Genomic DNA, 26,087 nt, shown 5'->3' on the forward strand with positions numbered 1-26,087 from the left:
TTGTTTGGCTAACTACATTTTGAAATAGTTATTAAAACATAAAAGCAGACAGTTTAGAAGTGGTATCATGCACTTCTAAACTGTCTGCTTTATAATGAAGCCAGTAAAAACATTGTGACTTTGGATGAAGTTTATGCTATTTCATCAACTTTTCATGTAAAATAAGTTTCAATCATTTATTTTGTATGTATCTTAAGTGACCAACGTCCAAATAGATTTATATTTGATAATACTCAATAAAGCATGATATAAGTGTAATCAAAGATATCCAGAGCGAGAGGATTTGAATTGACAATGAGCAATAATTTTTGGCGTGATTTACCACGACCATTTTTTGTACTGGCACCAATGGAGGATGTAACGGATGTTGTTTTTCGTCACGTCGTAAGTGCAGCGGGAAGACCAGATGTATTTTTCACAGAGTTTACAAACTCGGATAGTTATTGTCATCCAGAGGGCATGAAAAGTGTGCGTGGTCGTTTGACGTTTACAGAGGATGAGCAGCCAATGGTGGCACATATTTGGGGGGATAATCCCGATTATTTCCGTCAAATGAGTATTGGTATGGCAGAGTTAGGGTTTAAAGGCATTGATATTAATATGGGCTGCCCTGTGCCGAATGTGGCATCGAGAGGGAAAGGCAGTGGACTTATTTTGCGTCCAGATGTTGCGGCCGAGCTTATTCAAGCAGCAAAAGCAGGAGGATTACCTGTTAGCGTAAAAACACGACTTGGCTTTAAGGAGCTAGATGAGTGGGAGGAATGGTTAACACATATTTTAGAGCAGGATATTGCCAACCTTTCTATTCATTTACGGACAAGAAAAGAAATGAGTCTGGTAGATGCACATTGGGAGCTAATTCCTGAAATTAAAAAATTGCGTGACCGTATTGCACCAAATACACTCCTAACGATTAATGGCGATATTCCAGATCGTCAAACAGGACTGCAACTTGCGGAACAATATGGGATTGATGGTGTCATGATTGGGCGGGGAATTTTTAAAAATCCTTTTGCTTTTGAAAAAGAGCCAAAAGAGCATAGCAGTAAAGAGTACCTTGATCTTTTAAGGTTGCAGCTCGACTTGCAAGACCAATATGCGGAAGTATTGCCACGTCCTATCACAGGGCTTCATCGCTTTTTCAAAATTTATGTCAAAGGATTCCGTGGAGCTGGTGAATTGAGAAATCAATTAATGCACACGAAATCAACTGATGAAGTACGAGCATTGCTTGATCAATGGTCAGCTGTATATGAATAGATGATAAATCCACCCTTTCTCACAATGGGTGGATTTATTGTCATTTAGAAGTTTTTGATATTTTGATAGACAACGACCTCGTTATCTAAGGTGATTGTATTATTTTTTAAGAACTCTATATAGATATCTTCAAGCTCTTCTTTAATCAACATATACGTATCTGTATTTTCAGTGGGGATATAGCTACCAGAAAGGTTTCGTGTGATAAAAGCTTCTTTATCGTATAGTAACGGATGGTCATATACATTTGTTGTATAACCCGTGTCTTTGAAAAAATAATCTAATGAGGTCATATTACGCCAAATCCCTCCCCCAAAACCTTTGAAATCAGGACAATATTTTGTAAATAAATCTTCACAAGTCTTATTAATAGTTGTATTTTTTCGTTTGTTCCAAATTAGATGTACTTTTCCATTAGGCACTAAAATTCTTCGGCATTCTTCTAAGAACATTTTAGGGTCAAACCAATGGAAGGCTTGTGCAACTACAATTAAATCTATACTACTAGCTTTCACAGAGTTGTGTTCTGCGGATTCTTGTAATATGGTTAAACGGTGATTTTTCTGTAATTGTTTGAGGTGGACAACCATTTCTTGATTCGGTTCAATGGCAACATAATGTTTAGGGTGACATGTTTCCAAAAGCTGTTTTGTCAATTTTCCAGTACCAGCCCCAAATTCAGCAATAGTTAAATTTTGTGGCACTTGATGAATATATTCCTCCGAGTATGTCGGTCGTGCTTTTGCATATGCTGTTGCTACATGTGAAAATAGTTTATTTTCCATCACAAAACACCCCTATATATTGAATTTTGGGAATCTTATTTTAAAAGAATATACTATATACAAGAGTGGTAGTCTATGAAATAAAGAAAACTAAAAAAGGAGGATTTCAACATGATAGCTAACTATTCACTAACACTGTCAGATATATTGAAAAAGGGGAATTTTGATTTAAGACGTGTGAGATTATTACGTCACTCAATGAATCATAAACGATTTAAAATGGCGTATGATGTGGATTGTATTTTGGAGTATACAAAAATGCAGGTACCCGATTTTTATCACAATGTGGACCTCGTTTTAAATTTTGTAGGAGATCAAGGAACAACAGCTAAATTAGTAGGTTGTTATAAGCCGACACACTGTTCACAAAAGATAGAGGAGCAGCTTTTTCCAAGTAAAATGCCAAAAATATTGTTGGAGCATCCAACTAACATATATCATGAGCTGGAGCAAACAAGTTACTATCATGATTTAATAAATCGATTGTATATTGATTGGGGAAAAGGAACGGTAAATTGGAGTCAAAGTGCACTGAATGACAAGCCCATTATTGCCATAAAAAGTGTTCCAACGATTGAATTTAAAGGCTATGAGCGAGTAATGCTTATGTATGGTCAATTGGAGCAGATTATTGAAAGTCAAGTCACCTATGAGAATTGGCATGATGCTTTAAAAGCAGTTCACGCTGTGTATTTGATTACAGATTTAGCGGAAGGCAGGCAATATGTAGGCTCTGCATATGGGGCAGATAGCTTATTTCAAAGATGGGAAACATATGTAAAAACAAAACATGGAAATAATAAGAAAATCATTGAATATTTAAAACAGTATCCAGAGCGTTATCACGAATTTCAATTCTCTATTCTACAAATCATCCCTAAAAATAGTACGCAGAAGGATGTAATTGAATTAGAAAATTTATATAAGGAGAAGTTAGGAACGAGATTAGCGAATGGATTAAATGATAATTAGGTGTGAGAGCCTATCTACTACATGTTAATGTAATGGATAGGCTTATTGATTATTTCTAAAATATATAAGTGCATTATTATTGTTTGGCTCTGATAGCATAGTAGCGAGCTATATTGTATTATCTAGTTATGAAATCATTTATCTAAGGACGATGATTGGTAGCTCATTTCTTGTGTTTTTACTTATCTTTTTTAATAAAGCGGGGGACAAGAGTGAAATTTTAATGCTTTACAAATAGGTGGAGCGGCGTATGATGAGCTATTTCAGAAAAAAGTGAAAGAGAGGGATATTTGAATGATTCGATTCGGCATTATTGGTACAAATAAAATTACTGAGGCATTTTTAGAGGCAGCAAGTCAAATAGAGGATTTTCAACTAGCGGCTATTTATTCCAGAACGAATGAGCGAGCAACAGAATTTGCAGAAAAATATGGTGTGACAGTTACCTTTACGGATTTAGAAAGTATGGCGAAAAGCACAGACATTGACGCAGTGTATATCGCTAGTCCAAATGCTTGTCATGCAGAGCAGGCAATGTTATTTATGCAAAATGGTAAGCATGTACTATGTGAAAAACCAATTGCCTCCAATACCACAGAGGTACAGGCAATGGTTCAAGCAGCGAAGGCAAACAATGTACTATTAATGGAAGCGATGAAATCCACATTTGTGCCGAACTTTAAGAGCATCCAACAAAATGTACATAAAATTGGGCAAATACGCAGATATGTGGCAAGCTATTGTCAATATTCCTCACGCTATGACGCGTATAAAGAGGGGGTTGTATTAAATGCCTTTAAGCCAGCACTGTCTAATGGCGCTCTAATGGATATTGGCATTTACTGTATTTACCCACTTGTTGCGCTATTTGGCAAGCCATTGGATATTAAAGCAACGGGACTATTGCTGGAGACAGGTGTCGATGGTGAAGGTAGTATTGTGCTGAAGTATGAAGATATGGAAGCTGTTATTATGTATTCTAAAATTACAAACTCTGCATTGCCATCTGAAATACAAGGGGAAAATGGCAATATTAAAATAGATAAAATTAATACGCCAGAGCATGTGGAGATTTATTACCGAGATGGTGCTGTCGAAAATATTACACAGCCACAAAGAAGTAATTCGATGTACTATGAAATCAAGGAATTTATTAAATTAATTCAAGCAGGTAAGCGAGAGTCAGCCATTAACTCCTATGAAAATTCATTGACTGTCATGGAGATTATGGATGAGGTACGTAAGCAAATTGGTGTTGTCTATCCAAGTGATAATTAAAAAAAGTCGCCCACTTCCAGCTAAGTGGGCGATTGTTGGTGAATTACGTCTGATAAATAACAATATTACAAATCATCATACGTAATCAGTTCTATGTCAGAGTCTTCAATCCATTTTCTCGTATTTGGATCACAGGCCATCTCAACTTCCATTGGTCTTGGCAGCGTAAGTGAAGAATTTTTTAAAATATAACTATCTAAATAGCCTGGATGGCAAATAAACATATAATAGCCAGTGTCATCGGCATTTTCCATTAGTTTCTTTAATGATGCAAATGGCTCATAGTCTGGTTCTGTAGCATCCATTGACATCACAACATGTTTATCACGAATTTTCACTGATGGGCCATCTAATGGGAATGGAGAGTATTTCAATCCATATTTGTCAGCTACGATTTCTAAACCTTTAAAGAAATTTGCACTTACAATGGCATGTCCTTCAAAATAGTGTGGTTGTTCCCCAGTAAGCTCTACAAATCGTTTATATTGCGCTTCAATTTCAAGTATAACTTCATCCAAGACGACAAAATCTTCTTTAGCCTGTCGATATTCTTTCGATGATTTAAATTCTCCGTTCTCATTTGTAATACTAGGAATTAAAGCTGGGTCTGTTAAAGGTTTACCAATACAAATATTCGTATGTTGTCCAAAGCAAACAGCAGTACCTTCCAACAGTTTCAATCCATGAGCAACTGCAGGCATATTCGTCATAACGCCTACACTGCCAATAATGCCATCTTTGACACTTTTAGCAATTCCATAATTAACACCTTCTGAATATCCAAGATCATCTGCTCTTACTAATAACTTTTTCATGTTCCATCTCCTATTCTTCTGCTAATTCCATAGATTTTTATGATTGTACTTTCTGGATAAGTGGATCATCTTTCTTAAATCCAAAGAAATAAGTTACAGCTGCTGCCACAACAATTGAAATAAGGACGGAAATAATTGCGTTAACAAGATTTGCGGTAGTGCCACCAACATAACTTAATATATTCAGGAAGTTGGCAACAGGAATTAACGCATAGGCAGTAACTCCTGTTAGTCCTGCATAAAGCCCACCAGCAAATCCACCAGCAATCATACCGAGTAATGGTCGTTTGTAGCGAATACCAACACCATACATACCAGGTTCAGTAACACCACCTACTAGATTTGCAATGACGTACCCGAAGCTTAAGCTACGTTGCTCTTTATTGCGAATACGCAGTGCAGCACCGAGGGCCATACCAGCTACAGCAAAACTAGCCGCCGTTGCACCAGGAGAAACTAATGCTTCTTGTCCATTATTGGTAAACACAAGAATAAGCATTGAAATCATTACTAAGTGCATACCGCTCAATACTAAAAATTGCCAAACAGCACCAATAAGAGCAATTGCTAAGAAGCCACCAACACCAGAAAGACCTAAAATTCCTTTAGAAATATAATTCCCAAGAAAAGCACCTGCAGGACCTAACACAGTCAGTGAAATCGGCAACATAATCATAATGGTTAAACTTGGTGCAAAAATGGTCTTTAATGTGCTCGGCAAGTGTTTATTGAAAAACTTTTCAATATAGCTCATTACCCAAACAGAGAGAATGCTTGGAAGAACAGTAGATGCATAATTTTGCACACTGGTTGGGATGCCAAAAACCGTAAATTTAGTTCCCTCTGCTGCCATTGCTACAAATGTTGGGTGGAGCAAAATACCACCTAAGAAAATAGCTAGTACAGGGCTTGCACCAAATTTTCTAGCCGCTGTATAAGCAACTGCGATAGGGAAAAAGTAAAATCCAGCATCCCCAACAAAATTAAATAACACATATAAATCACTTTTGTCACTCATCACATTAAGCATACTTGGACCCAGTAGCGCCACTAAAAACTTAAACATTGATGCGGCAAGAAGCAACGGGATAAGGGGAGTAAGTGAGCCTGCTAGTCCATCAAGAATGCCACTTCCGATACCCTTTAAAGTAAGCTTCTTCGTTTGAGCTACTCCATCTGTAACCATATTGTTTTCAAATCCACCGATGTCAGCTAAGTGTTGATACACCTTGTCTACCGTCTGCCCAATAATAACTTGAAATTGCCCACCAGCATTCATCACGCCAATAACACCAGGGATGTTTTGCATTTCTTCCTTATTCGGTATACTCTCATCTTTGAGGTTAAAACGTAGTCTTGTCATACAATGTGTAACGTGACTAACATTGTCTTTGCCTCCAATTGCTTGTAGCACATCTTCGGCAATTTTTTGAAATCGTTCTGTTTTGGCCATTTGTTTTTCCTCCATCTCCCATAAGTAATTATTATATAAAGTGAAGAAAAAAATTATTTTCTTCACGTGTATCTTTGTCTTTAATAAATAAAAAACCCAAAGCTAATATGTGTTTTCACATACTAGCTTTGGGTAATGCCTCCATCACGAGTGACAATCCCTATTATTCAAATAATTGTATTTTTTATAATTCGATTAATATGCATCATCAAATACAAAATTTCGTCTTCTGTCGTTGTAGACGCTAATTTTTCATCAATATAGTTGCCAATCATAAATGCACAGTCATAAATTTTTTCATTGTTTTCTTTCATTGCTGTTAAGATAGCTGTGTTATCATTCATAAATTGTGCTTCGTCTTTGATTCTTTTTAAGTAATATCGCATATGCATGGCAAAACGATTGTAGTTGAAGCTCGTTCTATCTATCGTCAAAGAGAAAAAGTCTTCTATTTTATCAGCAACCTCCCAAATTAATGCTTCTGTATCTGGGCCTTCTGTTTCAGGCTCTTCTTCTTCCTTTGCATTCACAAAATGCATTGCAATATTAGTGATTTCACTTTCTGGAAATTTCACAAATAACCTTTTTTGAATTAAGTCAACAGCATATCTTCCCAATTCAGTTTCTTTTGGATATAACTGCTCCACATCATATGAAAAAACCATTTGCATTTTTTTATATTTTTTTAAACGGATAGTAGCAAAATTGATATGGTCTGCTAAGCTAATTAAAAGATTCGGATTAAGAGGTGAGGTTAATGTTTTCCTAGCTTTATCAGCAATAAGCGCTGTTACCTCAAAAATATTTTCTGGAATTTCTTCAATTAGATGATAGAACCTATTGTCAATTCGATAGAATGTCATAGAAATGGAACTTAAATCAGAAAGTTCATAGGGCATTGGAGGAAAACCAATCCCCTTTCCAAATGCTATTAATTCTTTATTGTTGCTATCCATACATATTGCCACATTGTTATTGATTTTTTTAATGACCTTCATAGTTTAACTCCTATATAGATTATTAAATACAAAAACTCTTTAAAGCACACCAAATAAAGATAGGTAGGTAATGCCTCAAAGAGTAACAATCCTGTTAAGTATGTCAATGTTTCCTTGATGCTATCACAAAAATTTTTGCTTAGCAATATTTTTTTAATTATTTTGAAATTTTTGAAATAATGCTTGCTTTTTCATGATAAACTTGCCTTAAAGTGAGCTCTAAGGAGTACGATGAAAGTGAAGATGAGGAGGAATGACAATGCAAACATTATATTTAATGCGACATGGTGAAACACTATTTAATCAATTACATAAAGTACAGGGCTGGTGTGATTCGCCATTGACAGAAAGAGGAATAAAACAAGCACAAATGGCCAAAGCGTATTTTGAGCAACATCATATTCTGTTTGACAGCGCTTATAGCTCCACTTCAGAAAGAGCCTCAGATACGTTGGAACAAATAACAAATTTGCCTTACCAGCGAGTGAAAGGGCTGAAGGAGTGGAATTTTGGTCGCTTTGAAGGAGAGCCTGAATATTTAAACCCGCCTTTACCATATGGCGATTTTTTTGTTCCTTATGGCGGAGAAAAGGAAATGGACTTTAGAGAACGTATAGCTCAAACATTGCTGGATATTATGAAAAATGACACGAGTCATACAATACTTGCTGTGTCACATGGCGCTGCTTGTAGACAGTTTATGAGAAATTGGAGCCATACAAGTGATGTTGACCATCAAGGGAGAATCAATAACTGTTGTATTTTGAAATTTGAATTTTTGAATGACCAATTCAAATTAGTTGAAATTATTAACCACGATTTTAGTGCAATTTAAGCGAAACATGATAAAGATGGTGTGAATGTATGTTCATACCATCTTTATTTTGATAAAAATAACTAATCCCATGTTTGATTGAGCTTATCACTATAAAATAAAATAGCTTTTTGATATTGTAAAATCCCTTCATCATTCGTTGTTTCAGCAAGCGTCGTCAATAAATACTCCATTGCCTTGTCATGCTGCTGTAAATTATAAAGTGTCATGGCATAAAATACCTTGAAATAATGAGCATTTGGAAATTGCTTTATGGCCGCTTGCAATGTTTTTTCTGCTAATTCGTATTGTCCTAATGCTCGATAAGTGCTTCCTAATCCTGCATAAGCACCTTGTAGATCTTCACCAGTCAAGCCAAGTGCAATTGCTTGTTCGTAGTGTGGAACGGCTTCCGTCTCTAACCCTAAATTATCGTAGCACCAAGCCATTTGGTATTGGTAAAGTGCATTATGGATATCTGTTTGCAATAACGTACGCATACATGCACTTGCTTCTTCTAACTTTCCTGCTTTTCGCAACGCTAAAATTTGTTGTAAATTTGTATCCATTCTGTCACCTCATTAATTGATTACTTCATTAGTATATAATATTTAAGTTACATAAAAGGTGTTGATTTTTTATAAACAATTTGATAAATTGTTTATAAAAATATAAACGATATTTATTTTTGTTTGAGAAAGAGGTTTTGGGATGGATACAAATGAATTGTTTTGGCAGGCTTCATTAGAATCGATTAAAAAAGGTTATGTAGAGGAAGAACAATACTTTACTTGTGTGCTTTGTGGGGAAAAGGTTGAAAAGGGCATTATTTATCCATATGAGGAACTACTTTATGAGGCAGAAAAATTTATGCAAAAACATATTGCTGATGCCCATCAATCTGTTTTTCATTATTTAAATGGACTCAATAAAAAAATGACAGGCTTAACAGAGCATCAAGGTCAGATTTTACGCCTTTTCTATGAAGGAAAAAGTGACCAAATGATAAAGGAAGAGCTAGCTATTGGCAGTGTGGCAACGATTCGTCACCATCGTTTTACGCTAAAGGAGAAGGAGCGTCAGGCAAAGGTGTTTCTAGCAATGATGGAATTGTTAAAGGAATCTAGTCAAAAGGAGGAGAGCTTTGTGCCGATTCACAAAACAGCGACGATGGTGGATGAGCGTTATAATGTGACGTCTACTGAGGAGCAGCAAATACTACAAAAATGTTTTTCGAATGGTGTAGGTAGTAAGCTAGTACGTTTTCCAAAGCGAGCAAAGCAACAAATTGTTATTTTACGTGCGATTACGAATTTATTAGATATCGAGAAGCATTACACAGAAAAAGAATTAAATGCTATTATTCAGCCGATTTATGAGGATTATGTGCAAATACGTCGTAGCTTAATCGAATATGGCTTTATTGACCGTCATGATGATGGTAGTGCGTATTGGGTAAAAAAATAAGAAAGTAGGGTATTCGAATGGATCATAAAAAAGAATTAAAGGAAATGTATAAGGAAATAAAAATTGAAGCAGGCGTTTTCACGATAACCAATCAACAAAACGGTAAAGTGTTTGTTGGTAGCTTCAATAACTTAAAACGATTGAACGGATTTCAGTTTATGTTAAAAACAGGTACACATATGAATAAAGCGTTACAAGCAGACTATAATACATTCGGCAAGGATGCTTTTGTCGTGGAAGTCGTTGAATATGTAAAGAAAAAAGAGGAAGGCTATTTTGATGAAAAACGTGCGCTTGAAAAGCTAGAACAGCAATGGCTTGATAAGTTACAGCCTTACGGTGAGCGTGGGTATAATTAATAAGAGATGATAGGCAGGAAAAATTTTATGAATATCGAATTAACAAGATTTAAGGTTAAAAAAGGTAAGTCTAAGCAAGTGGATGAATGGTTACATTTTTTGAATGCTAATATGGAGGACGTTCTTGTCACTTTGAAAGGTGAAAAGATGTATGTTGAAACGATTTTCAGAGAGCATGTAAATGGTGAAGAATTTCTTTATTGGTATTCGATTCGTGGAGAGGGTGGGTTGGCAGTAGAACAATCTGAGCATTGGGTTGATAAAAAGCATTTAGTTTATTGGGACGAATGTATAGATAAAACCTTTAAACCAGTGGATCTCAAGACAGAGGTAGTGATGATTCCTAATCAAGTAAGGCAAGCTATGCATGAAAATTAAAAATAGTAGGAGGTTTAAGAATGACAAATACAAAACCAAACATTGTGCCACATTTATGGTTCAACAAAGAGGCACATGAAGCAGCAGCATTTTATACTTCCGTTTTTCCAAATTCACGTATTACAAGCAATACAACACTTCATGATACACCATCAGGCGATGCACATCTTGTGTCTTTTGAGCTATGGGGTCAACCGTTTATGGCGATTAGTGCAGGGCCCTATTTTACATTTAATCCGTCGATATCCTTTACCGTTAATTTTGATCCGTCAAGAGATGCAGATGCGAGCGATAAACTAGAGGCAGTTTGGCACAAGCTATCAGAGGGTGGCACGGCTTTAATGCCACTAGACCAATATCCTTTTAGCAAAAAATATGGCTGGATTCAAGATAAATATGGACTGTCATGGCAGTTAATTTTAACGAATCCTGAAGGTGAGGAACGTCCGCCGATTTTACCAGCCTTGTTATTTGTGAATGAGCAATATGGCAATGCTGAAAAGGCGATGAATTTTTATTTATCTATATTCCACAACGCGAGACAAGGGCTTGTTTTACATTATCCTCAAGGAATGGAACCAGACAAAGAAGGCACGGTGATGTTCTCCGATTTTATGCTAGAACATCAATGGTTTACGGCAATGGATAGTGCCCATAATCATCAATTTAACTTTAATGAAGCTGTATCATTTATGGTGTATTGCGATACACAGGAGGACATTGACTATTATTGGCATAAATTATCTGCTGTACCTGAAGCCGAGCAATGTGGCTGGCTGAAGGACCCATTCAATGTATCGTGGCAAATTGTACCGAGAGCAATGGACGAGATGATGAGTAATAGCACAGCAGAACAAATAGCCCGTGTAAATAAAGCTGTACTACAAATGAAAAAGTTTGATATTGCTGAGTTACAGAAAGCATATTTAGGGGAAGAATAGATAAATGTAAGCAACAAATAGCCAGATATTTGTTGCTTACATTTTTAATTTTGTATGAAATTTTCTCCCCATTCTGTTAGCATTTCTTTCGTAATGGTAAATTGTTTATGGTCTAAGCCAAGAATAATATCTTTTCCATACCAAACTGAATAGTCACCATGTAATGTTTGTAGTTGCATATCAGGCTTGGCAGTTTGGGAAAGGCTCTCCCAAGTCGTTTGCTGAAAAAAAGCATCTACTTGCTTTTGCATGGCTGGTAATATAATTGTTTTATTTGCCGTTGCCACTGTTATATCCTGACTAACGACAAATTGCTTCCATCTAGTCTTTGTCTGTACATCTGTCAAAAAGCTATTTTGTAATAGTACCTCTGTTCCTGTTTTTAGTGATAGTGTATCTCGCTTTGGCATTATGATGACTTGTTCCTCTAATAAGCGCTTTTTTTCAAGTAACGCTAAAATTCGTGTATTGTTATTTTCGTATAAAACAATAGCGGGTATTGTTGTCACAGTCCCAAATGGCATACTTTCTGCTTTTAATTCCTCCATGGCATCAAGTAGTAGTAGCTGACCATAAATTTCATGATGAAATTGTGGATAAATTTTCTCATATTGAGGTAATAATGTATCATAGATAAGCTGAACTTGTGCTTGTAATGTTAAAAATTGTTCTCTATAAGCTGCTTTTGTGATACCTTCCTTATTTAGTACTTTATCAAAAGTAGAGGGTAACTGTGCTTCATAGGTTGTGATTAATTTGTTTATAGATTGTTTTTGGAATATAATTCCTTTTTGCTGACCGTATTTTACAAGTAATAAATCTTGCTGGTATTCTTTAGTGGCATCTCCATCTTGTAATAGACTATACATTTTTAATGTTTCTTCTGAAAAACCTTCTACAGTATAAGATGTCTGCCATTCAGTAACTAAAAAAATAATAGATAATAGCAGAAAACAGATGAATATAGCTTGTGGCCATAGCTGTTTTTTATTTTTTTGGGGGGATAGCACAGCTTTTTGAATATATGTTTTACTTTGTTGTAAATTTGGTGTTATATCAAGCAAGCCTTTTTTGATTTCATTCTTCATATAAATCCTCCCATTCACTTGATAATACAGGACGTAGTTTGTCACGAGCTCTACGCAACCGTGTTCGGATTGTGCTTTCAGGTTGCTGTAATAATGTAGCGATTTCTACTGTATGTAATTCTTCATAATAATAAAGGATAATGATTTCACGATATTTAAGAGGCAATGCGAGCACGGCCTCTCCAATAGTTGAACGCAATTCTTTTTGTGTTAGGCGATCCTTTTGTAAAAAAGGAATAAAAGGTAATTGTTCTTGAAGCTGTATTTTCGATAGGACCAACTTTTTAAATAGTCTTTACTACGATTGACAGTCATTTTCGTTAAATAAGCGTGTAGTAGTCCTTGCTCTATATAATTGCTCTGCGAAAATTTGATAAAAACATCTTGTACAATATCTTCTGCTGCGTGTAAATTTTTAGTATAGTAGTACGCTATACGTAATAAATGCTCACTATGCTCATCTACAATTTGGTGAAAACTCAGCATGAACACCTCCCTTCATTTACTATAACGAATCTACAATAATGCGCGATTCAAAATGCTTTTATCATGGTTTTTTTGAGCGAACTTGAAAAAACCAAACGTAATTACGCTGGCGTATATTGATTTTGTTAACTTTTTAGGAAGTAACTTGCCTTTTTCGGTGGTCCATATTACAATGAGCTTAAGTTAATATCAGGTTTGAGCGAATGAGAGACCATCAAAAACATATGTACATAGTCGTACATATGCTTTTGATGGTCTTTTTTTACCTTAAAATTAAGGAGGAAATGGATAATGAGTACAGCTTCAGCATTGCAAAGACAACAAACAATCGAGGAACTACAAGGTAAAGAATACGATTTATTAGTTATTGGCGGTGGTATTACGGGATGTGGTATTGCGTTGGATGCCATTGCTCGTGGACTTTCTGTGGCATTAGTAGAAATGCAGGATTTTGCAGCGGGTACGTCTAGCCGTTCCACAAAATTAGTGCATGGGGGACTACGTTACTTAAAGCAATTTGAAGTGAAGGAGGTAGCTGAGTTAGGGAAAGAGCGTGCGATTGTTTATGAAAATGGTCCACATGTGACAACACCTGTTTGGATGCTATTGCCTTTCCATAAAGGTGGGACATTCGGGAGATATTCCACAAATGTTGGTTTACGTGTCTACGATTTTTTAGCAGGTGTGAAACGTTCAGAGCGTCGCTATATGTTAAATGCGAGGAAAACGATTGAAAAAGAGCCACTAGTGAAAACAACAGGCCTACTAGGCGGTGGCGTTTATGTAGAATATCGTACAGATGATGCACGTCTAACAATTGAAGTGGCAAAAGCAGCGATTGCGAAAGGTGCTACATTAATTAATTATGTCAAAGCAGAAAACTTCCTTTACAATGAACGTCGCCAAATCAATGGTATCGTAGCGAATGATTTAATTGCCAACAGCCCATTCAATATCCGTGCAAAGGCAGTTGTCAATGCAGCTGGTCCATGGGTTGATGATGTTCGTACAATTGAAGGGAAGCAATCAGGAAAGCATCTCATTTTATCTAAAGGTGTACATATCGTGTTTGATGAGGCGAAATTCCCGTTACATCAAGCGGTTTATTTTGATACACCAGATGGCCGTATGGTATTTGCGATTCCTCGTCATGGTAAAACATATGTTGGTACAACGGATACGTTTTATGAGGGAGATCCTCGTAATATGGATATTCACCAGGAGGACCGAGATTACATTATGAAGGCGATTCATTATATGTTCCCAAATGTTAAGGTGACGGATGCAGATATTGAGTCAAGCTGGGCAGGTGTTCGTCCGTTAATCCATGAGGATGGAAAAAATCCATCTGAAATTTCTCGTAAAGATGAGGTTTGGGTATCACCATCAGGTCTTGTGACGATTGCAGGTGGAAAGCTAACAGGCTATCGTAAAATGGCTGAAACCGTATTAAATACAATAGCAAAAGATTTAGAGCAACAATTTGGTATTCAATCTTCTCCATGTACGACAAAACATATTCCGATTTCTGGCGGGGATATTGGTGGCTCTAAAAAACTCCATGCTTTCTTATATGATCGTACAAGGGTTGGAAAAAAATTGGGCTTATCTGAGGAAGAAGCGAAATTTTTAACACAACATTATGGTAGCAATGTGGATATTGTATTTGACTATGTAAAAGAAGCACATCCTGTTTTACCAGCTTGGCTCTATGCTCAATTAATGTATGGCATTGAGCATGAAATGGTTGTGCATCCAAATGATTTCATGATTCGCCGTACAGCTTATATGTTCTTTAATATGGCTGCTGTGAAGCAATATAAAGATGCTATTTTAGATGAAATGGCAAAACAGCTTAGCTGGTCAGCGGAGCAACGTGCTCAATATGAAAAAGATGTAGAAAAAGAAATTACACGCGCTACGACTGCGTTATAATAAAAAAGGTCGCCTTATTCATGGGGGGCGACCTTTTACCTTATTGAAGGAAGGAGAATGGTATGCATTTTGATAACCAGCAAATCATTCCTGCCGCCCGTACGGTTAAGCAGTTTGATGAAATATTAGAAAGTCCGTTTACTTATATTGTTTTATTAGAAGTGCATATTAGTTTACTAATATCTTTAAAGCGTGAAGCAGAACGACGAGGTAAAAAGTTAATTATCCATGCAGATTTGATTCATGGTTTAAAAACAGATAATTTTGCAGCAGATTTTTTATGTAATGATATTCGTCCTGCTGGTATTATTTCTACACGCTCTAATATGTTAATTAAAGCGAAAGCACGTGGTATTATGGCTATTCAGCGTGTATTTTTAATCGATACGATTGCACTTGAAAAAAGTTATTCAATGATTGAGGCAGCACAGCCAGATTATATTGAGCTACTACCAGGGATTATTCCTTCTATGATTCAGGAAGTACATGAACGTACAAATATTCCTGTGATTACAGGTGGTTTAGTACGTACTATAGATAATATAGAAGAAGCTTTAACTTGCGGAGCCATTGCCATCACAACATCTAATAAAAAATTGTGGGAAAATTTCAAAAAATAGTTGACTATGTATGTTTTTTTCTCTACAATGAATACAAGTTCATAAGCGCGTGGTTAGGAAAAGGAACCCACATTTATTCATCTACATGTATCTATGTAGTTTGATTAAGTGTGGGTTCCTTTTTGTTTTCCATGTGCACTATCACAAAGGGGGACTTCAATATGTCTACGTTTACAGCCGAGTTAGTCGGCACAATGATTCTTATTTTATTCGGTGGCGGTGTCGTTGCAGGCACGGTGCTGAACAAATCGAAAGGCTTTGGTGGCGGATGGATTGTTATTACATTTGCTTGGGGTCTTGCAGTAGCAATGGCAGCGTATGCGGTTGGTGGCATCAGTGGTGCTCACTTAAATCCAGCATTAACGATTGCACTTGCAACGATTGGGAATTTTCCGTGGGAAGATGTACCAGCCTATATTGCAGCACAAATGATTGGTGCATTTTTAGGAGCAACACTTGTTTATTTCATGTATTTACCACATTGGAAAGCAACAACAGATGCAGATACAAAATTAGCACCATTTTCTACAATGCCTGCTATTAAGCATCCATTATCAAATCTACTCTCAGAAACAGTAGGGACATTTATTTTAGTGTTAGGTATTTTAGCTTTAGGTACAAACACAATTACAGATGGTTTAAATCCATTTTTAGTGGGGATGTTAATTGTTGTCATTGGTATGGCTTTAGGTGGTCCAACAGGCTATGCGATTAACCCAGCTCGTGATTTAGGTCCACGTATTGCCCATTTCTTCTTACCGATTCCAGGCAAAGGCAGTTCAGGTTGGTCATACGCATGGGTGCCAGTTGTAGGACCAATTATCGGTGGGACGTTTGGTGCTTTATTTTTCCAACAAGTATTTGAAGGAAAAAACAGTATCGCATTTTGGATTTTTGCAGTGATTGTCGCTATTATTTTTATAGGGGCACAAGTAACAGTTAAAAACGTTCGTATTGAAGACTAAATCATTATTGGGGGTATATACTATGTCAGAGAAAAAATATATTTTATCGTTAGATCAAGGAACAACAAGTTCACGTGCTATTTTATTTGATGAAAATGGGAAAATCGTACACACAGCACAGCAAGAATTCCAACAATATTTCCCACAAGCAGGCTGGGTAGAGCATAGTGCAGAAGAAATTTGGTCATCGATTTTATCTTGTATTGCAACTGTTTTAACAGAAAAAGGCATACAATCAAGCCAAATTGCAGGTGTAGGGATTACTAACCAACGTGAAACAACAGTAGTTTGGGATAAAAATACGGGTAAACCTGTGTATCATGCAATTGTATGGCAATCACGTCAAACGAATGATATTTGTGAGCAATTAAAGGAAAACGGTTACAATGATTTATTCCGTGATAAAACAGGATTATTAATCGATGCTTACTTCTCTGGAACGAAAGTGAAATGGATTTTAGATCATGTAGAAGGTGCGCGTGAAAAGGCTGAAGCGGGCGATTTATTATTTGGTACGATTGATACATGGTTAATTTGGAAGCTATCTGGCGGTAAAGTACATGTCACAGATTACTCGAATGCTTCTCGTACATTGATGTACAATATTTACGATTTAAAATGGGATGAGGAGCTATTAGAAATTTTAACAGTTCCTGCTTCAATGCTACCAGAAGTACGTCCTTCTTCTGAAGTGTATGGCCACACAGAGGAATCATTGTTCTTTGGCTCTGCTGTTCCAATTGCAGGTGCTGCTGGCGACCAACAAGCGGCATTATTCGGTCAGGCTTGTTTTGAAGAAGGAATGGTGAAGAACACATATGGTACAGGATGCTTTATGTTAATGAACACAGGCGATAAAGCCGTAAAATCGAACAATGGTTTATTAACGACATTAGCTTGGGGCTTAGATGGCAAGGTAACATATGCGCTGGAGGGCAGTATTTTCGTAGCTGGTTCAGCAATTCAATGGCTACGTGATGGCTTACGTATGTTCCGCAATGCGAGTGAGTCAGAGCAATATGCAGCACGTGTAGAATCAACAGAGGGTGTTTATGTAGTACCAGCATTCGTTGGTTTAGGCACACCTTATTGGGATTCAGATGTGCGTGGGGCAGTGTTTGGTTTAACACGTGGCACATCAAAAGAGCATTTTGTACGTGCAACATTAGAGTCATTAGCGTATCAAACGAAGGACGTATTGGCTGCGATGGAAGCGGATGCAAATATTCCGTTAGCAAAATTACGTGTAGATGGTGGTGCAGTAGCCAACAATTTCTTAATGCAATTCCAAGCTGATTTGTTGAATGTGCCTGTTGATCGCCCAGTTATCAATGAAACAACGGCTTTAGGTGCGGCTTACCTAGCAGGTTTAGCAGTTGGTTATTGGAATTCAACAGAGGATATCAGCAAGTATTGGAATTTAGATCATCAGTTTACACCTGATATGGATGACGAGCATCGTGACAGTATTTATGCAGGTTGGAAAAAGGCTGTTGCAGCAGCGCAAGTGTTTAAATAAGTCTTTAGTTTGAGCGAATCTCCTGTGTGGGAGATTCGCTTTTTTTGCTGGGATGGATAGAATGGCAAATGTGACGGATAGAATGTTAAAAGTGACCGATAGAACTGCCCAAAGGCAAATGTTATAATAAAAAGAAGTTTGCAAAAAGAGAGGATTTTACAAAATGACGAATAATGATTTATTAATTCGACTGCGATATGCGCTTGATATTAAAAATATAGATATGGTGGAAATTTTTAAGCTTGGTGGCATGGATTTTACCAAAGAAGATGTATTAAATATGCTCATAAAAGTAGAGGAGCAAGAAGATGCACCTGAAGAATTTATCAAAGTCAATAATAAAATGCTGGAAGCCTTCTTAAATGGCTTTATTATTTTTAAGCGTGGACAGAAGCCAGGAGAAGAGGGACCACCACCTGCTACAGGGAAAGAAAGCCGCAACAATGTTTTATTGAAAAAGGTCAAAATTGCATTAGCTCTGACGACTGAAGATATGCTAGAGATGATGTATGAGGGCGGTATTACTGTATCGAAGGGCGAGCTAGGTGCGATTTTACGCAATCCAAGCCATCGTAATTATAAAGAATGTAAAGATAGCTTTGTTCGTTACTTTTTACGGGGCTTAACAGATAAATATCGAGGGTAGTACTCTCGATATTTAAAAATGAAAGCGCTTCATTTTTCTTGTTGACAATTGTGACGAAAATGTGTATTCTTTAATTAGACATAAAGTTGTCACAAAAGGGAAAGAAATGTTTCTTACATAGGGGTGTTTTTTATGAACTATTTTGACATTGTATTAGTTGCGATTGCCTGTGTAACAACGCCACTAATTGTTGCAGTGATTGTGGATATTTTTTATGCAGAAAAAAGAAAAGTACGTTTTTCTTTACGTCGTGCCTCAGTATGGTATGTAGGTATGTTTGCACTATCATTTATACCATCTGTTTTACTACTTACACAAAATAGTTAAATATGAAACATTAAGGGGTAACAACCACAGCGTTTGTCATGGGACGCTGTGGTTGTTTTTTATCTTGGTTAAACAAATGTTTTCTGTGCGAAAGCATAGTGTAACGTGAGCAACAGCAGCAAATATTTTCTGTGCGAAAGCGTGAGTGAAACGTAGCGACAGCAACAAATGTTTTCTGTGCGAAAATGAAGCGACAGCGTTAACAAGCCGTTGTCACAGGATGTGATGCTTTTAGGCTAACTTCCTTTATATGAGCGAACTCGAAAAAATCCAGACGCAATTACGCTGAAGCGTAATTGATTAGAATGAACAGAGCACTTTTTGAATATATTTCAGAAAAAGCTATTTTTGAAGGTGTGAGATGAATGCAAACTTTTTTCTGATAGTGCTAGGTATCATTTATCTTTTATTAGCAGCAGCTGTTGAGACGGCTATACTGAGTACACTATATGGCTGGATTGGCTTTGTCTTAATCCTGTTTGGCAGTATTCGCTATATAAAGAAATACTATAGAGCGACACAGGTACGGAGAGCGCAACAGTCAGTCAGTGAAGATGAATTCAAAGCCATACCACATACACAATGTCTACTAGCAGAGGATGCTTTAAGTGCTTTATTATTGAATGAACCATCCAGTACAATGATTTTCGCAACTAGAGAAAGTTTGACAGAAGATATCGCCATGAAAAATATTTCCTTTCATAAAATTTATGAAGTGGCAATTGTAGAAGACGATATGGTTATTGCCCATACATGTCATCAGCTCATTAGCGATAGTTTACTTGCCATAGTAGAGGATGAAGAGGAAAGTGAAGCTGTCAATAAACTAGCTTTGCAAATTGTGGTAGATAATTTAACAACACCTATTTTAGAATATGTATTTATTGACAATGATAAAGCTATCGCACGAGCAGACGATGCTTATCAGGAGCAAGAGGCATTATGTGAAGAATGGTTTCAAAAAATAAGTATTATTATTAAACGCCATGAGCTAGAACGAGTGCCAATACGTTCATAAAAAGCGACCTGATAGCCTAGGTCGCTTTTTTAGCTTGTCGTTCCCATTGTAATAATGATGGATATGGATCAAATGCCCATTGTGAACGGCCATTGAATTTATAAATACCGTAATGAAGGTGTGGAGGGAATTTGCCTGATGTGCCTTCCTTGCCGTACCCAGAGCTTCCAACATAGCCAAGTACTGTTCCTGGCTCCACGATATCACCTACTGTAATATCCTTATGATAGCTACCAAGATGGGCATAATAATGATACGAATTATGATTATCTCGAATACCAATACGCCAGCCACCAAATTGATTCCAGCCTTTTACCTCTACAACACCATAGGAGGTAGAGACAACAGGTGTCCCATAGCCTGCAAAAATATCGGTTCCTTCGTGAATACGGCGACCACCCCAACCACGACTTGCGCCCCATGTGCCTTTATAGCTGTAATCATAGCGAGTTGGGATAGGGAATGTATGTGCATCAAGCAAAGTTGTTTTAAAATGCTGGTACAAATTGGCGATAGCAAAAATTTGATTGACAGCTTCTTCACTGCCGTAATATTCCCATAAAGCGAGTTTGAAATCCTCATCAGTTGTGCCAAATTTACTTAAATAATGTGCCATTGACACAATCACATCTGTATCATCTTGTCGACTGGCAATACCATCTCCATTACCATCCATACCCATTCCATCGAAATAACAAATGGTTTCGGGAATGGTATCGTTTTTTTCAGGATTCAATGCGCCTGACCAATATTCATCAGAAAATTGAATAGCTAAAAAGCCTTCACGCTTCGGAATATCTTTGCGTACGGTTTGTAAATTGCGTTCATATTGGTCAATGGCTGCTAAGAAATGCCAAGGAATTAATTCTTCCTCAAATTGTGTGTAATAAGACATTCGCTGTTCAACAATGTCCTCCTCACTGCTGGCAAGTCCATTTATAGGGATAAGGAGCAGCCCTACGATTAATAAGAAAGAGCGATACAATGTTGAGCCTCCTTTCAAATATGCCATTAGCATAACCGAATTATCGAACTTCATGCGTAAAGAAATAGGTATCATCCTTTCCCTTCAAACATAATATGTACTAAATCAAGCCCTGAATGGAGGGAAGGCTAATTAATATTTTAGATAAAGTGAAAAATTATCGTGAAGAAGAAAATCGCCTGAAATGGGAAGGTACATTTGCGGATTATTTAAGCATTATTAAAGAAAGGCCTGAAGTTGCACAAACAGCGCATTCACGTGTTTACAATATGATTAAAAGTGCAGGTATTCTAGAACGAGATGAGCAAAAGATGTATCAGTTTTTTGGACAAGAAATTTTTGGACTTGAAACAGCCATTGAACGATTGGTAGAGGAATATTTCCATCCAGCGGCAAGAAGATTAGATGTACGCAAACGTATTTTGTTATTGATGGGCCCAGTAAGTGGTGGAAAATCAACTATTGTTACACTACTTAAACGAGGCTTAGAGCAATACTCTCGTACAGACGAAGGTGCAGTTTATGCTATTAAAGGCTGCCCAATGCACGAAGATCCGCTACATTTAATTCCACATCATTTACGTCAAGATTTTTATGAGGAATATGGTATTCGTATTGAAGGAAGTTTGTCGCCTTTAAATACGATGCGTCTTGAAAAGGACTATGATGGGCGCATTGAACATGTCATGATTGAACGTATTACCTTTTCAGAGGATAAACGTGTTGGGATTGGAACATTTACACCTTCTGACCCGAAATCGCAGGACATTGCTGATTTAACGGGTAGTATTGATTTCTCCACAATTGGTGAATATGGCTCTGAATCTGATCCAAGAGCCTATCGTTTTGATGGTGAATTGAACAAAGCTAATCGAGGTATGATGGAGTTTCAAGAAATGCTGAAATTAGATGAAAAGTTTTTGTGGAATTTATTATCATTAACACAAGAAGGTAATTTCAAAGCTGGTCGCTTTGCCTTAATTAGTGCAGATGAATTAATTGTTGCTCATACGAATGAAACAGAGTACCGATCATTTATTGCTAATAAAAAGAATGAAGCATTGCACTCACGGATTATTGTCATGCCTATTCCTTATAATTTAAAAGTCAGCCAAGAGGAACTGATCTACGAGAAGATGATTAAGGAAAGTGATATGTCCCACGTGCATATTGCGCCACACGCTTTGAAAGCAGCGGCTATTTTTTCAGTGCTGACAAGACTGGAAATTCCGAAAAAGCAAGGCGTGGATTTAGTGAAAAAAATGCGCTTATATGACGGAGAAAGTGTGGAGGGCTTTAATTCCGTTGATTTAGAGGAGCTGAAAAAGGAGTTCCCAAATGAGGGCATGAATGGTATTGACCCACGCTATATTATTAACCGTATTTCTTCTGCCATTATTCGTAAAGAAATCCCATCTATCAATGCATTAGATGTACTGCGTGCATTAAAGGATGGTTTAGACCAGCATGCCTCCATTTCACAGGAGGACCGTGAGAAATATATGAATTATATTGCGGTAGCCCGTAGAGAATATGATGAAATTGCGAAAAATGAAGTGCAAAAAGCATTTGTGTATTCCTATGAAGAATCAGCAAAAACGCTAATGAACAATTACCTTGATAATGTAGAAGCATTTTGCAATAAAAATAAATTGCTCGATCCATTAACGGGCGAGGAAATGAATCCAGATGAAAAATTAATGCGTTCAATCGAAGAACAAATTGGCATTTCAGAAAATGCAAAAAAAGCATTCCGTGAAGAAATTTTAATTCGTATTTCGGCCTATGCACGAAAAGGCAAACGCTTTGATTACAATTCACATGAACGACTGCGTGAAGCGATTCAAAAGAAACTATTTGCTGACTTGAAAGATGTTGTGAAAATTACAACGTCCTCCAAAATGCCAGATGAATCACAATTGAAGAAGATTAATGAGGTTGTAGCAAGGCTTGTGGATGAGCATGGTTATAATACAACATCTGCAAACGAGTTATTACAATATGTAGGTAGCTTGTTAAATCGTTAATGACTATGTAGAAAGGCACTCATATTTGCCGTATGAGTTGCCTTTTTGTCATAGAGGACAAAATTTTATAAAGAAGTTCAAGAATGATGAGCTACCGCATAGTATAAAAAAAGTGCTGTTACAGGTGGTGTAAATAGAAATGAGTGAAGATCAACATAAACGTTTTGTCATTTCACAGGAAAATTGGTCGCTTCATCGTAAAGGACACCAAGATCAGCAACGTCATATGGAAAAAGTGCAAGATGCCATTAAAAATAATTTACCTGATTTAATTAGCGAAGAAAGTATTGTGATGTCAAATGGGCGTGATGTTATTAAAATCCCTATTCGTTCACTCGATGAATATAAAATACGTTATAACTATGATAATTCCAAGCATGTAGGGCAGGGACAAGGAGATAGCAATGTAGGGGATGTTATTGCACGAGAGCCGAGTAGGGGGCAAGCACAACAGGGCACAGGAAAAGAGGCTGGAGATAAACCAGGGCAGGATTACTATGAAGCAGAAATAAGTCTCGAAGAAATTCAAAATGTTTTGTTTCAGGAATTGGAGTTACCTAATCTTCAACAAAAAGAGCAGGCAGCGATTCAAACAGAGAAAATTGAGTTTAATGATATTCGGAAAAAAGGTTTGATGGGCAATGTTGATAAGAAACGTACTATTCTTAATGCTTTAAAGCGCAATGCTATGACAGGAACACCACAAATTACACCGATTCATCATGAAGATTTACGTTTTAAAACATGGGATGAGGTGGTGAAGCCCGAATCCAAGGCCGTTGTGCTTGCTATGATGGATACGAGTGGTTCTATGGGCGCTTTTGAAAAATATTGTGCAAGGAGCTTTTTCTTTTGGATGACAAAGTTTTTACGCTCTAAATATGAAACGGTCGAAATTGAATTTATTGCGCATCATACAGAAGCAAAGGTCGTGACAGAGGAAGCCTTTTTTACAAAGGGTGAAAGTGGTGGCACGATTTGTTCATCAGCTTATATCAAGGCATTGGAGCTTATTCAAGGAAAGTATTCACCAACACGCTACAATATTTATCCTGTGCACTTTTCCGATGGCGAAAATATTTCGATGGACAATGAAAAATGCTTGAAGCTGGTCGGGGAGTTAATGGAAGTTTCCAGTATGTTTGGCTATGGAGAGGTTAATCAGCATAATCGTTTTTCTACATTAATGTATACTTACAAAAAGATTGATGATCCGAAATTTCGCCATCATATTTTGCGTAAAAAAGGCGATGTCTATGATGCATTAAAAAGTTTCTTCAAAAAGAATGAGCCGTAAAGGAGGAGGCCTCATAGATACAAAAGAGCTGCAACGTGCCATTGATGAAATTACAGAAATTGCATCAGGCTTTGGCTTAGATTTTTTCCCGATGCGCTATGAAATTTGCCCAGCTGATATTATTTATACATTCGGTGCATATGGTATGCCGACACGTTTTTCGCATTGGAGCTTTGGCAAACAATTCCATAAAATGAAGCTTCAATATGACTTAGGTTTAAGCCAAATTTATGAGCTAGTTATTAATTCCAATCCTTGCTATGCTTTTTTACTTGATACGAATACATTGACACAAAATAAACTCATTATTGCGCATGTTTTAGCACATTGTGACTTCTTCAAAAACAATGTACGTTTTTCCAATACAAGGAGAGATATGGTAGAAAGCATGACTGCCACGGCTGAGCGTATTGCTAGCTATGAACGAGATTATGGAAAAGAAGAAGTGGAGCAGTTTTTGGATGCGGTGTTAGCGATTCAAGAGCATATCGATCCATCCTTAATGCGACCTAAATTGGCATGGAATATGGAAGACGAGGTCGAAGAAATAACAACGGCTAAATCACCCTATGATGATTTATGGAACTTGGATACTGCTACACAGGAATATACATCTGTACGTCGCAAAGTAAAGTCATTTCCGCCACAGCCTGAGAAGGATTTACTGCTTTTTTTAGAGGAGCATAGCCGAGAATTGGAGGAGTGGCAGCGTGATATTTTAACGATGATGCGAGAAGAAATGCTTTATTTTTGGCCACAGCTTGAAACGAAAATTATGAATGAGGGCTGGGCTTCCTATTGGCATCAACGAATTATGCGTGAATTGAATTTGACGACAACTGAAACGGTTGAATATGCCAAGCTAAATGCAGGTGTTGTGCAACCTTCCAAAACAACGATTAATCCCTACTATTTAGGGATAAAAATTTTCGAAGATATTGAGGCACGCTATAATAAGCCAACAAAGGAGATGCTGGAGCTTGGTGTGAAGCCAAATTCAGGGCGTGAAAAAATGTTTGAGGTGCGAGAAATTGAATCAGACATTTCCTTTATTCGCAATTATTTAACAAAGGACTTAGCGAAGCAAGAGGATTTATATTTATTTCAGAAAAAGGGTAATGAATATCGCATAACAGATAAGGATTATGAAGCGGTACGAGATCAGCTTGTTTCTATGCGTGTTAATGGTGGGTTTCCATATATCGTAGTAAAAAATGGTGATTATTTACGTAATGGTGAGTTGTATTTAGTGCATGGTTATGAGGGCATGGAGCTGGACCCACATTATTTAGAAAATGTGCTACCATATATCTATCAGCTATGGGGACGTACTGTGCATATTGAAACAATTGTAGAGAGCAAGCCTGTTGTGTATTCATATGATGGGACAAAGAATTATAAGAGGAATATATAAAGAGGTATTAATAATCAGGGTTTATAGGCTATGGATTGCCTATCGAGATGAGGGCTTGAAGGAATTTTCCTTCAAGTTTTTTATGTTTAGGCTATGGTATAATGGATAAAAACAAAGGGGACAAACAATGAATAAACGAGCACTTTTGAAAATGCCGTTGACGAAGCTGATGGATTTGAAGATTGATTATGCGTTTAAGCAATTGTTTGGCAATGAAAAAAATAAGGACATTACAGTTGT

Annotated in this window: 27 protein-coding genes; 18 read left to right on the forward strand and 9 right to left on the reverse strand. The window is 37.0% G+C overall.

What is annotated here, in order from left to right; translation table 11 throughout:
* Window positions 1-294 precede the first annotated feature (294 nt).
* Window positions 295-1,260 (forward strand): tRNA dihydrouridine synthase, encoded by a 966-nt coding sequence (locus OPF91_RS18295; protein WP_264990374.1) that lies wholly within the window; start codon window positions 295-297, stop codon window positions 1,258-1,260.
* A gap of 44 nt (window positions 1,261-1,304) precedes the next feature.
* Here the strand turns inward: OPF91_RS18295 and OPF91_RS18300 are convergent, their stop codons facing one another.
* Window positions 1,305-2,045, reverse strand: a complete 741-nt coding sequence (locus tag OPF91_RS18300) for a class I SAM-dependent methyltransferase (RefSeq protein WP_264990375.1) — start codon at window positions 2,043-2,045, stop codon at window positions 1,305-1,307.
* A 111-nt stretch (window positions 2,046-2,156) separates the two neighbouring features.
* Here OPF91_RS18300 and OPF91_RS18305 point away from each other — a divergent pair, with 111 nt between their 5' ends.
* Together OPF91_RS18305 and OPF91_RS18310 are read left to right on the forward strand one after the other, a co-directional pair.
* Window positions 2,157-3,017 carry a GIY-YIG nuclease family protein gene (locus tag OPF91_RS18305; protein ID WP_264990376.1) on the forward strand — a complete coding sequence of 287 codons (861 nt, stop codon included), beginning with the start codon at window positions 2,157-2,159 and terminating at the stop codon, window positions 3,015-3,017.
* Between the two features lie 294 nt (window positions 3,018-3,311).
* Window positions 3,312-4,295, forward strand: a complete 984-nt coding sequence (locus OPF91_RS18310; protein ID WP_264990377.1) for a Gfo/Idh/MocA family protein — start codon at window positions 3,312-3,314, stop codon at window positions 4,293-4,295.
* A 65-nt stretch (window positions 4,296-4,360) separates the two neighbouring features.
* Here OPF91_RS18310 and OPF91_RS18315 read toward each other — a convergent pair whose 3' ends face one another.
* The 3 genes from OPF91_RS18315 to OPF91_RS18325 all read right to left on the reverse strand — a co-directional run bounded on the left by OPF91_RS18315 (window position 4,361) and on the right by OPF91_RS18325 (window position 7,561).
* The gene (locus tag OPF91_RS18315) at window positions 4,361-5,110 is read right to left on the reverse strand and encodes a ChbG/HpnK family deacetylase (RefSeq protein WP_264990378.1); all 750 of its coding nucleotides are present in this window, start codon (window positions 5,108-5,110) and stop codon (window positions 4,361-4,363) included.
* A gap of 37 nt (window positions 5,111-5,147) precedes the next feature.
* Window positions 5,148-6,563 carry a PTS transporter subunit EIIC gene (locus OPF91_RS18320; protein ID WP_264990379.1) on the reverse strand — a complete coding sequence of 472 codons (1,416 nt, stop codon included), beginning with the start codon at window positions 6,561-6,563 and terminating at the stop codon, window positions 5,148-5,150.
* A 167-nt stretch (window positions 6,564-6,730) separates the two neighbouring features.
* A complete protein-coding gene (locus OPF91_RS18325) occupies window positions 6,731-7,561 on the reverse strand; it encodes a PRD domain-containing protein (protein WP_264990380.1) in 831 nt (276 codons plus the stop codon).
* A gap of 259 nt (window positions 7,562-7,820) precedes the next feature.
* Here OPF91_RS18325 and OPF91_RS18330 point away from each other — a divergent pair, with 259 nt between their 5' ends.
* Complete coding sequence (locus tag OPF91_RS18330; RefSeq protein ID WP_264990381.1) at window positions 7,821-8,396, forward strand: histidine phosphatase family protein; 576 nt, start codon at window positions 7,821-7,823, stop codon at window positions 8,394-8,396.
* Window positions 8,397-8,458: 62 nt separating this feature from the next.
* On the opposite strand, the gene OPF91_RS18335 is transcribed toward OPF91_RS18330, so the two are convergent.
* Window positions 8,459-8,944 (reverse strand): tetratricopeptide repeat protein, encoded by a 486-nt coding sequence (locus OPF91_RS18335; RefSeq protein WP_264990382.1) that lies wholly within the window; start codon window positions 8,942-8,944, stop codon window positions 8,459-8,461.
* A 142-nt stretch (window positions 8,945-9,086) separates the two neighbouring features.
* Between OPF91_RS18335 and OPF91_RS18340 the strand changes: the two genes are divergently transcribed.
* Genes OPF91_RS18340 through OPF91_RS18355 form a run of 4 tightly spaced genes read left to right on the forward strand, consistent with a single transcriptional unit; the run spans window position 9,087 to window position 11,520 of the window.
* Entirely contained in the window at window positions 9,087-9,842 is a 756-nt protein-coding gene (locus tag OPF91_RS18340) for a DUF2087 domain-containing protein (RefSeq protein WP_264990383.1), read from the forward strand.
* Window positions 9,843-9,859: 17 nt separating this feature from the next.
* Complete coding sequence (locus tag OPF91_RS18345) at window positions 9,860-10,201, forward strand: GIY-YIG nuclease family protein (RefSeq protein WP_264990384.1); 342 nt, start codon at window positions 9,860-9,862, stop codon at window positions 10,199-10,201.
* Window positions 10,202-10,228: 27 nt separating this feature from the next.
* The gene (locus OPF91_RS18350) at window positions 10,229-10,579 is read left to right on the forward strand and encodes a DUF6176 family protein (protein WP_264990385.1); all 351 of its coding nucleotides are present in this window, start codon (window positions 10,229-10,231) and stop codon (window positions 10,577-10,579) included.
* Window positions 10,580-10,599: 20 nt separating this feature from the next.
* Window positions 10,600-11,520, forward strand: a complete 921-nt coding sequence (locus tag OPF91_RS18355) for a VOC family protein (RefSeq protein WP_264990386.1) — start codon at window positions 10,600-10,602, stop codon at window positions 11,518-11,520.
* 44 nt (window positions 11,521-11,564) lie between these two features.
* On the opposite strand, the gene OPF91_RS18360 is transcribed toward OPF91_RS18355, so the two are convergent.
* Genes OPF91_RS18360 through OPF91_RS18370 form a run of 3 tightly spaced genes read right to left on the reverse strand, consistent with a single transcriptional unit; the run spans window position 11,565 to window position 13,094 of the window.
* Window positions 11,565-12,608 carry a hypothetical protein gene (locus OPF91_RS18360; RefSeq protein WP_264990387.1) on the reverse strand — a complete coding sequence of 348 codons (1,044 nt, stop codon included), beginning with the start codon at window positions 12,606-12,608 and terminating at the stop codon, window positions 11,565-11,567.
* On the reverse strand, window positions 12,598-12,888 hold the full coding sequence (locus OPF91_RS18365) for a sigma-70 family RNA polymerase sigma factor (protein ID WP_264990388.1): 291 nt from the start codon (window positions 12,886-12,888) through the stop codon (window positions 12,598-12,600). Before OPF91_RS18365 ends, OPF91_RS18360 begins: the two co-directional genes overlap by 11 nt.
* Entirely contained in the window at window positions 12,819-13,094 is a 276-nt protein-coding gene (locus OPF91_RS18370; protein ID WP_264990389.1) for an RNA polymerase sigma factor, read from the reverse strand. Before OPF91_RS18370 ends, OPF91_RS18365 begins: the two co-directional genes overlap by 70 nt.
* A gap of 291 nt (window positions 13,095-13,385) precedes the next feature.
* On the opposite strand from OPF91_RS18370, the gene OPF91_RS18375 reads away from it, so the two are divergent.
* The 7 genes from OPF91_RS18375 to OPF91_RS18405 all read left to right on the forward strand — a co-directional run bounded on the left by OPF91_RS18375 (window position 13,386) and on the right by OPF91_RS18405 (window position 20,124).
* A complete protein-coding gene (locus tag OPF91_RS18375; protein WP_264990390.1) occupies window positions 13,386-15,029 on the forward strand; it encodes a glycerol-3-phosphate dehydrogenase/oxidase in 1,644 nt (547 codons plus the stop codon).
* 62 nt (window positions 15,030-15,091) lie between these two features.
* Entirely contained in the window at window positions 15,092-15,649 is a 558-nt protein-coding gene (locus OPF91_RS18380) for a glycerol-3-phosphate responsive antiterminator (protein ID WP_264990391.1), read from the forward strand.
* Window positions 15,650-15,810: 161 nt separating this feature from the next.
* On the forward strand, window positions 15,811-16,614 hold the full coding sequence (locus tag OPF91_RS18385; RefSeq protein ID WP_264990392.1) for an MIP/aquaporin family protein: 804 nt from the start codon (window positions 15,811-15,813) through the stop codon (window positions 16,612-16,614).
* 22 nt (window positions 16,615-16,636) lie between these two features.
* Entirely contained in the window at window positions 16,637-18,133 is a 1,497-nt protein-coding gene (gene glpK / locus OPF91_RS18390; RefSeq protein ID WP_264990393.1) for a glycerol kinase GlpK, read from the forward strand.
* A 163-nt stretch (window positions 18,134-18,296) separates the two neighbouring features.
* A complete protein-coding gene (locus OPF91_RS18395; protein ID WP_264990394.1) occupies window positions 18,297-18,779 on the forward strand; it encodes a YehS family protein in 483 nt (160 codons plus the stop codon).
* A 132-nt stretch (window positions 18,780-18,911) separates the two neighbouring features.
* Entirely contained in the window at window positions 18,912-19,106 is a 195-nt protein-coding gene (locus OPF91_RS18400) for a hypothetical protein (protein WP_264990395.1), read from the forward strand.
* A 361-nt stretch (window positions 19,107-19,467) separates the two neighbouring features.
* Entirely contained in the window at window positions 19,468-20,124 is a 657-nt protein-coding gene (locus tag OPF91_RS18405) for a hypothetical protein (protein ID WP_264990396.1), read from the forward strand.
* Window positions 20,125-20,140: 16 nt separating this feature from the next.
* Here OPF91_RS18405 and OPF91_RS18410 read toward each other — a convergent pair whose 3' ends face one another.
* Window positions 20,141-21,088 carry a M23 family metallopeptidase gene (locus OPF91_RS18410; protein WP_264990399.1) on the reverse strand — a complete coding sequence of 316 codons (948 nt, stop codon included), beginning with the start codon at window positions 21,086-21,088 and terminating at the stop codon, window positions 20,141-20,143.
* A gap of 152 nt (window positions 21,089-21,240) precedes the next feature.
* On the opposite strand from OPF91_RS18410, the gene prkA reads away from it, so the two are divergent.
* The 3 genes from prkA (at window position 21,241) to OPF91_RS18425 (ending at window position 25,847) form a co-directional block, all read left to right on the forward strand.
* A complete protein-coding gene (gene prkA / locus OPF91_RS18415; protein ID WP_264990400.1) occupies window positions 21,241-23,136 on the forward strand; it encodes a PrkA family serine protein kinase in 1,896 nt (631 codons plus the stop codon).
* A 139-nt stretch (window positions 23,137-23,275) separates the two neighbouring features.
* Window positions 23,276-24,433 carry a sporulation protein YhbH gene (yhbH, locus tag OPF91_RS18420; protein WP_264990397.1) on the forward strand — a complete coding sequence of 386 codons (1,158 nt, stop codon included), beginning with the start codon at window positions 23,276-23,278 and terminating at the stop codon, window positions 24,431-24,433.
* A gap of 13 nt (window positions 24,434-24,446) precedes the next feature.
* Entirely contained in the window at window positions 24,447-25,847 is a 1,401-nt protein-coding gene (locus OPF91_RS18425) for a SpoVR family protein (RefSeq protein ID WP_309297449.1), read from the forward strand.
* Window positions 25,848-26,087: the final 240 nt, after the last annotated feature.

This window comes from Lysinibacillus piscis (assembly GCF_026012395.1).
GTDB lineage: Bacteria > Bacillota > Bacilli > Bacillales_A > Planococcaceae > Lysinibacillus > Lysinibacillus piscis.

What these genes read in the sequence shown, in the direction of transcription:
- OPF91_RS18405 (WP_264990396.1), top strand. Translation starts at nt 19,468, where the DNA reads ATGAATGCAAACTTTTTTCTGATAGTGCTAGGTATCATTTATCTTTTA.
- OPF91_RS18295 (WP_264990374.1), top strand. Translation starts at nt 295, where the DNA reads ATGAGCAATAATTTTTGGCGTGATTTACCACGACCATTTTTTGTACTG.
- OPF91_RS18335 (WP_264990382.1), bottom strand. Translation starts at nt 8,944, where the DNA reads ATGGATACAAATTTACAACAAATTTTAGCGTTGCGAAAAGCAGGAAAG.
- OPF91_RS18360 (WP_264990387.1), bottom strand. Translation starts at nt 12,608, where the DNA reads ATGAAGAATGAAATCAAAAAAGGCTTGCTTGATATAACACCAAATTTA.
- OPF91_RS18355 (WP_264990386.1), top strand. Translation starts at nt 10,600, where the DNA reads ATGACAAATACAAAACCAAACATTGTGCCACATTTATGGTTCAACAAA.
- OPF91_RS18330 (WP_264990381.1), top strand. Translation starts at nt 7,821, where the DNA reads ATGCAAACATTATATTTAATGCGACATGGTGAAACACTATTTAATCAA.
- OPF91_RS18300 (WP_264990375.1), bottom strand. Translation starts at nt 2,045, where the DNA reads ATGGAAAATAAACTATTTTCACATGTAGCAACAGCATATGCAAAAGCA.
- OPF91_RS18340 (WP_264990383.1), top strand. Translation starts at nt 9,087, where the DNA reads ATGGATACAAATGAATTGTTTTGGCAGGCTTCATTAGAATCGATTAAA.
- OPF91_RS18345 (WP_264990384.1), top strand. Translation starts at nt 9,860, where the DNA reads ATGGATCATAAAAAAGAATTAAAGGAAATGTATAAGGAAATAAAAATT.
- OPF91_RS18370 (WP_264990389.1), bottom strand. Translation starts at nt 13,094, where the DNA reads ATGCTGAGTTTTCACCAAATTGTAGATGAGCATAGTGAGCATTTATTA.
- OPF91_RS18310 (WP_264990377.1), top strand. Translation starts at nt 3,312, where the DNA reads ATGATTCGATTCGGCATTATTGGTACAAATAAAATTACTGAGGCATTT.
- OPF91_RS18375 (WP_264990390.1), top strand. Translation starts at nt 13,386, where the DNA reads ATGAGTACAGCTTCAGCATTGCAAAGACAACAAACAATCGAGGAACTA.
- OPF91_RS18305 (WP_264990376.1), top strand. Translation starts at nt 2,157, where the DNA reads ATGATAGCTAACTATTCACTAACACTGTCAGATATATTGAAAAAGGGG.
- OPF91_RS18315 (WP_264990378.1), bottom strand. Translation starts at nt 5,110, where the DNA reads ATGAAAAAGTTATTAGTAAGAGCAGATGATCTTGGATATTCAGAAGGT.
- OPF91_RS18385 (WP_264990392.1), top strand. Translation starts at nt 15,811, where the DNA reads ATGTCTACGTTTACAGCCGAGTTAGTCGGCACAATGATTCTTATTTTA.
- OPF91_RS18380 (WP_264990391.1), top strand. Translation starts at nt 15,092, where the DNA reads ATGCATTTTGATAACCAGCAAATCATTCCTGCCGCCCGTACGGTTAAG.
- yhbH (WP_264990397.1), top strand. Translation starts at nt 23,276, where the DNA reads ATGAGTGAAGATCAACATAAACGTTTTGTCATTTCACAGGAAAATTGG.
- OPF91_RS18350 (WP_264990385.1), top strand. Translation starts at nt 10,229, where the DNA reads ATGAATATCGAATTAACAAGATTTAAGGTTAAAAAAGGTAAGTCTAAG.
- OPF91_RS18320 (WP_264990379.1), bottom strand. Translation starts at nt 6,563, where the DNA reads ATGGCCAAAACAGAACGATTTCAAAAAATTGCCGAAGATGTGCTACAA.
- OPF91_RS18395 (WP_264990394.1), top strand. Translation starts at nt 18,297, where the DNA reads ATGACGAATAATGATTTATTAATTCGACTGCGATATGCGCTTGATATT.
- OPF91_RS18400 (WP_264990395.1), top strand. Translation starts at nt 18,912, where the DNA reads ATGAACTATTTTGACATTGTATTAGTTGCGATTGCCTGTGTAACAACG.
- glpK (WP_264990393.1), top strand. Translation starts at nt 16,637, where the DNA reads ATGTCAGAGAAAAAATATATTTTATCGTTAGATCAAGGAACAACAAGT.
- OPF91_RS18325 (WP_264990380.1), bottom strand. Translation starts at nt 7,561, where the DNA reads ATGAAGGTCATTAAAAAAATCAATAACAATGTGGCAATATGTATGGAT.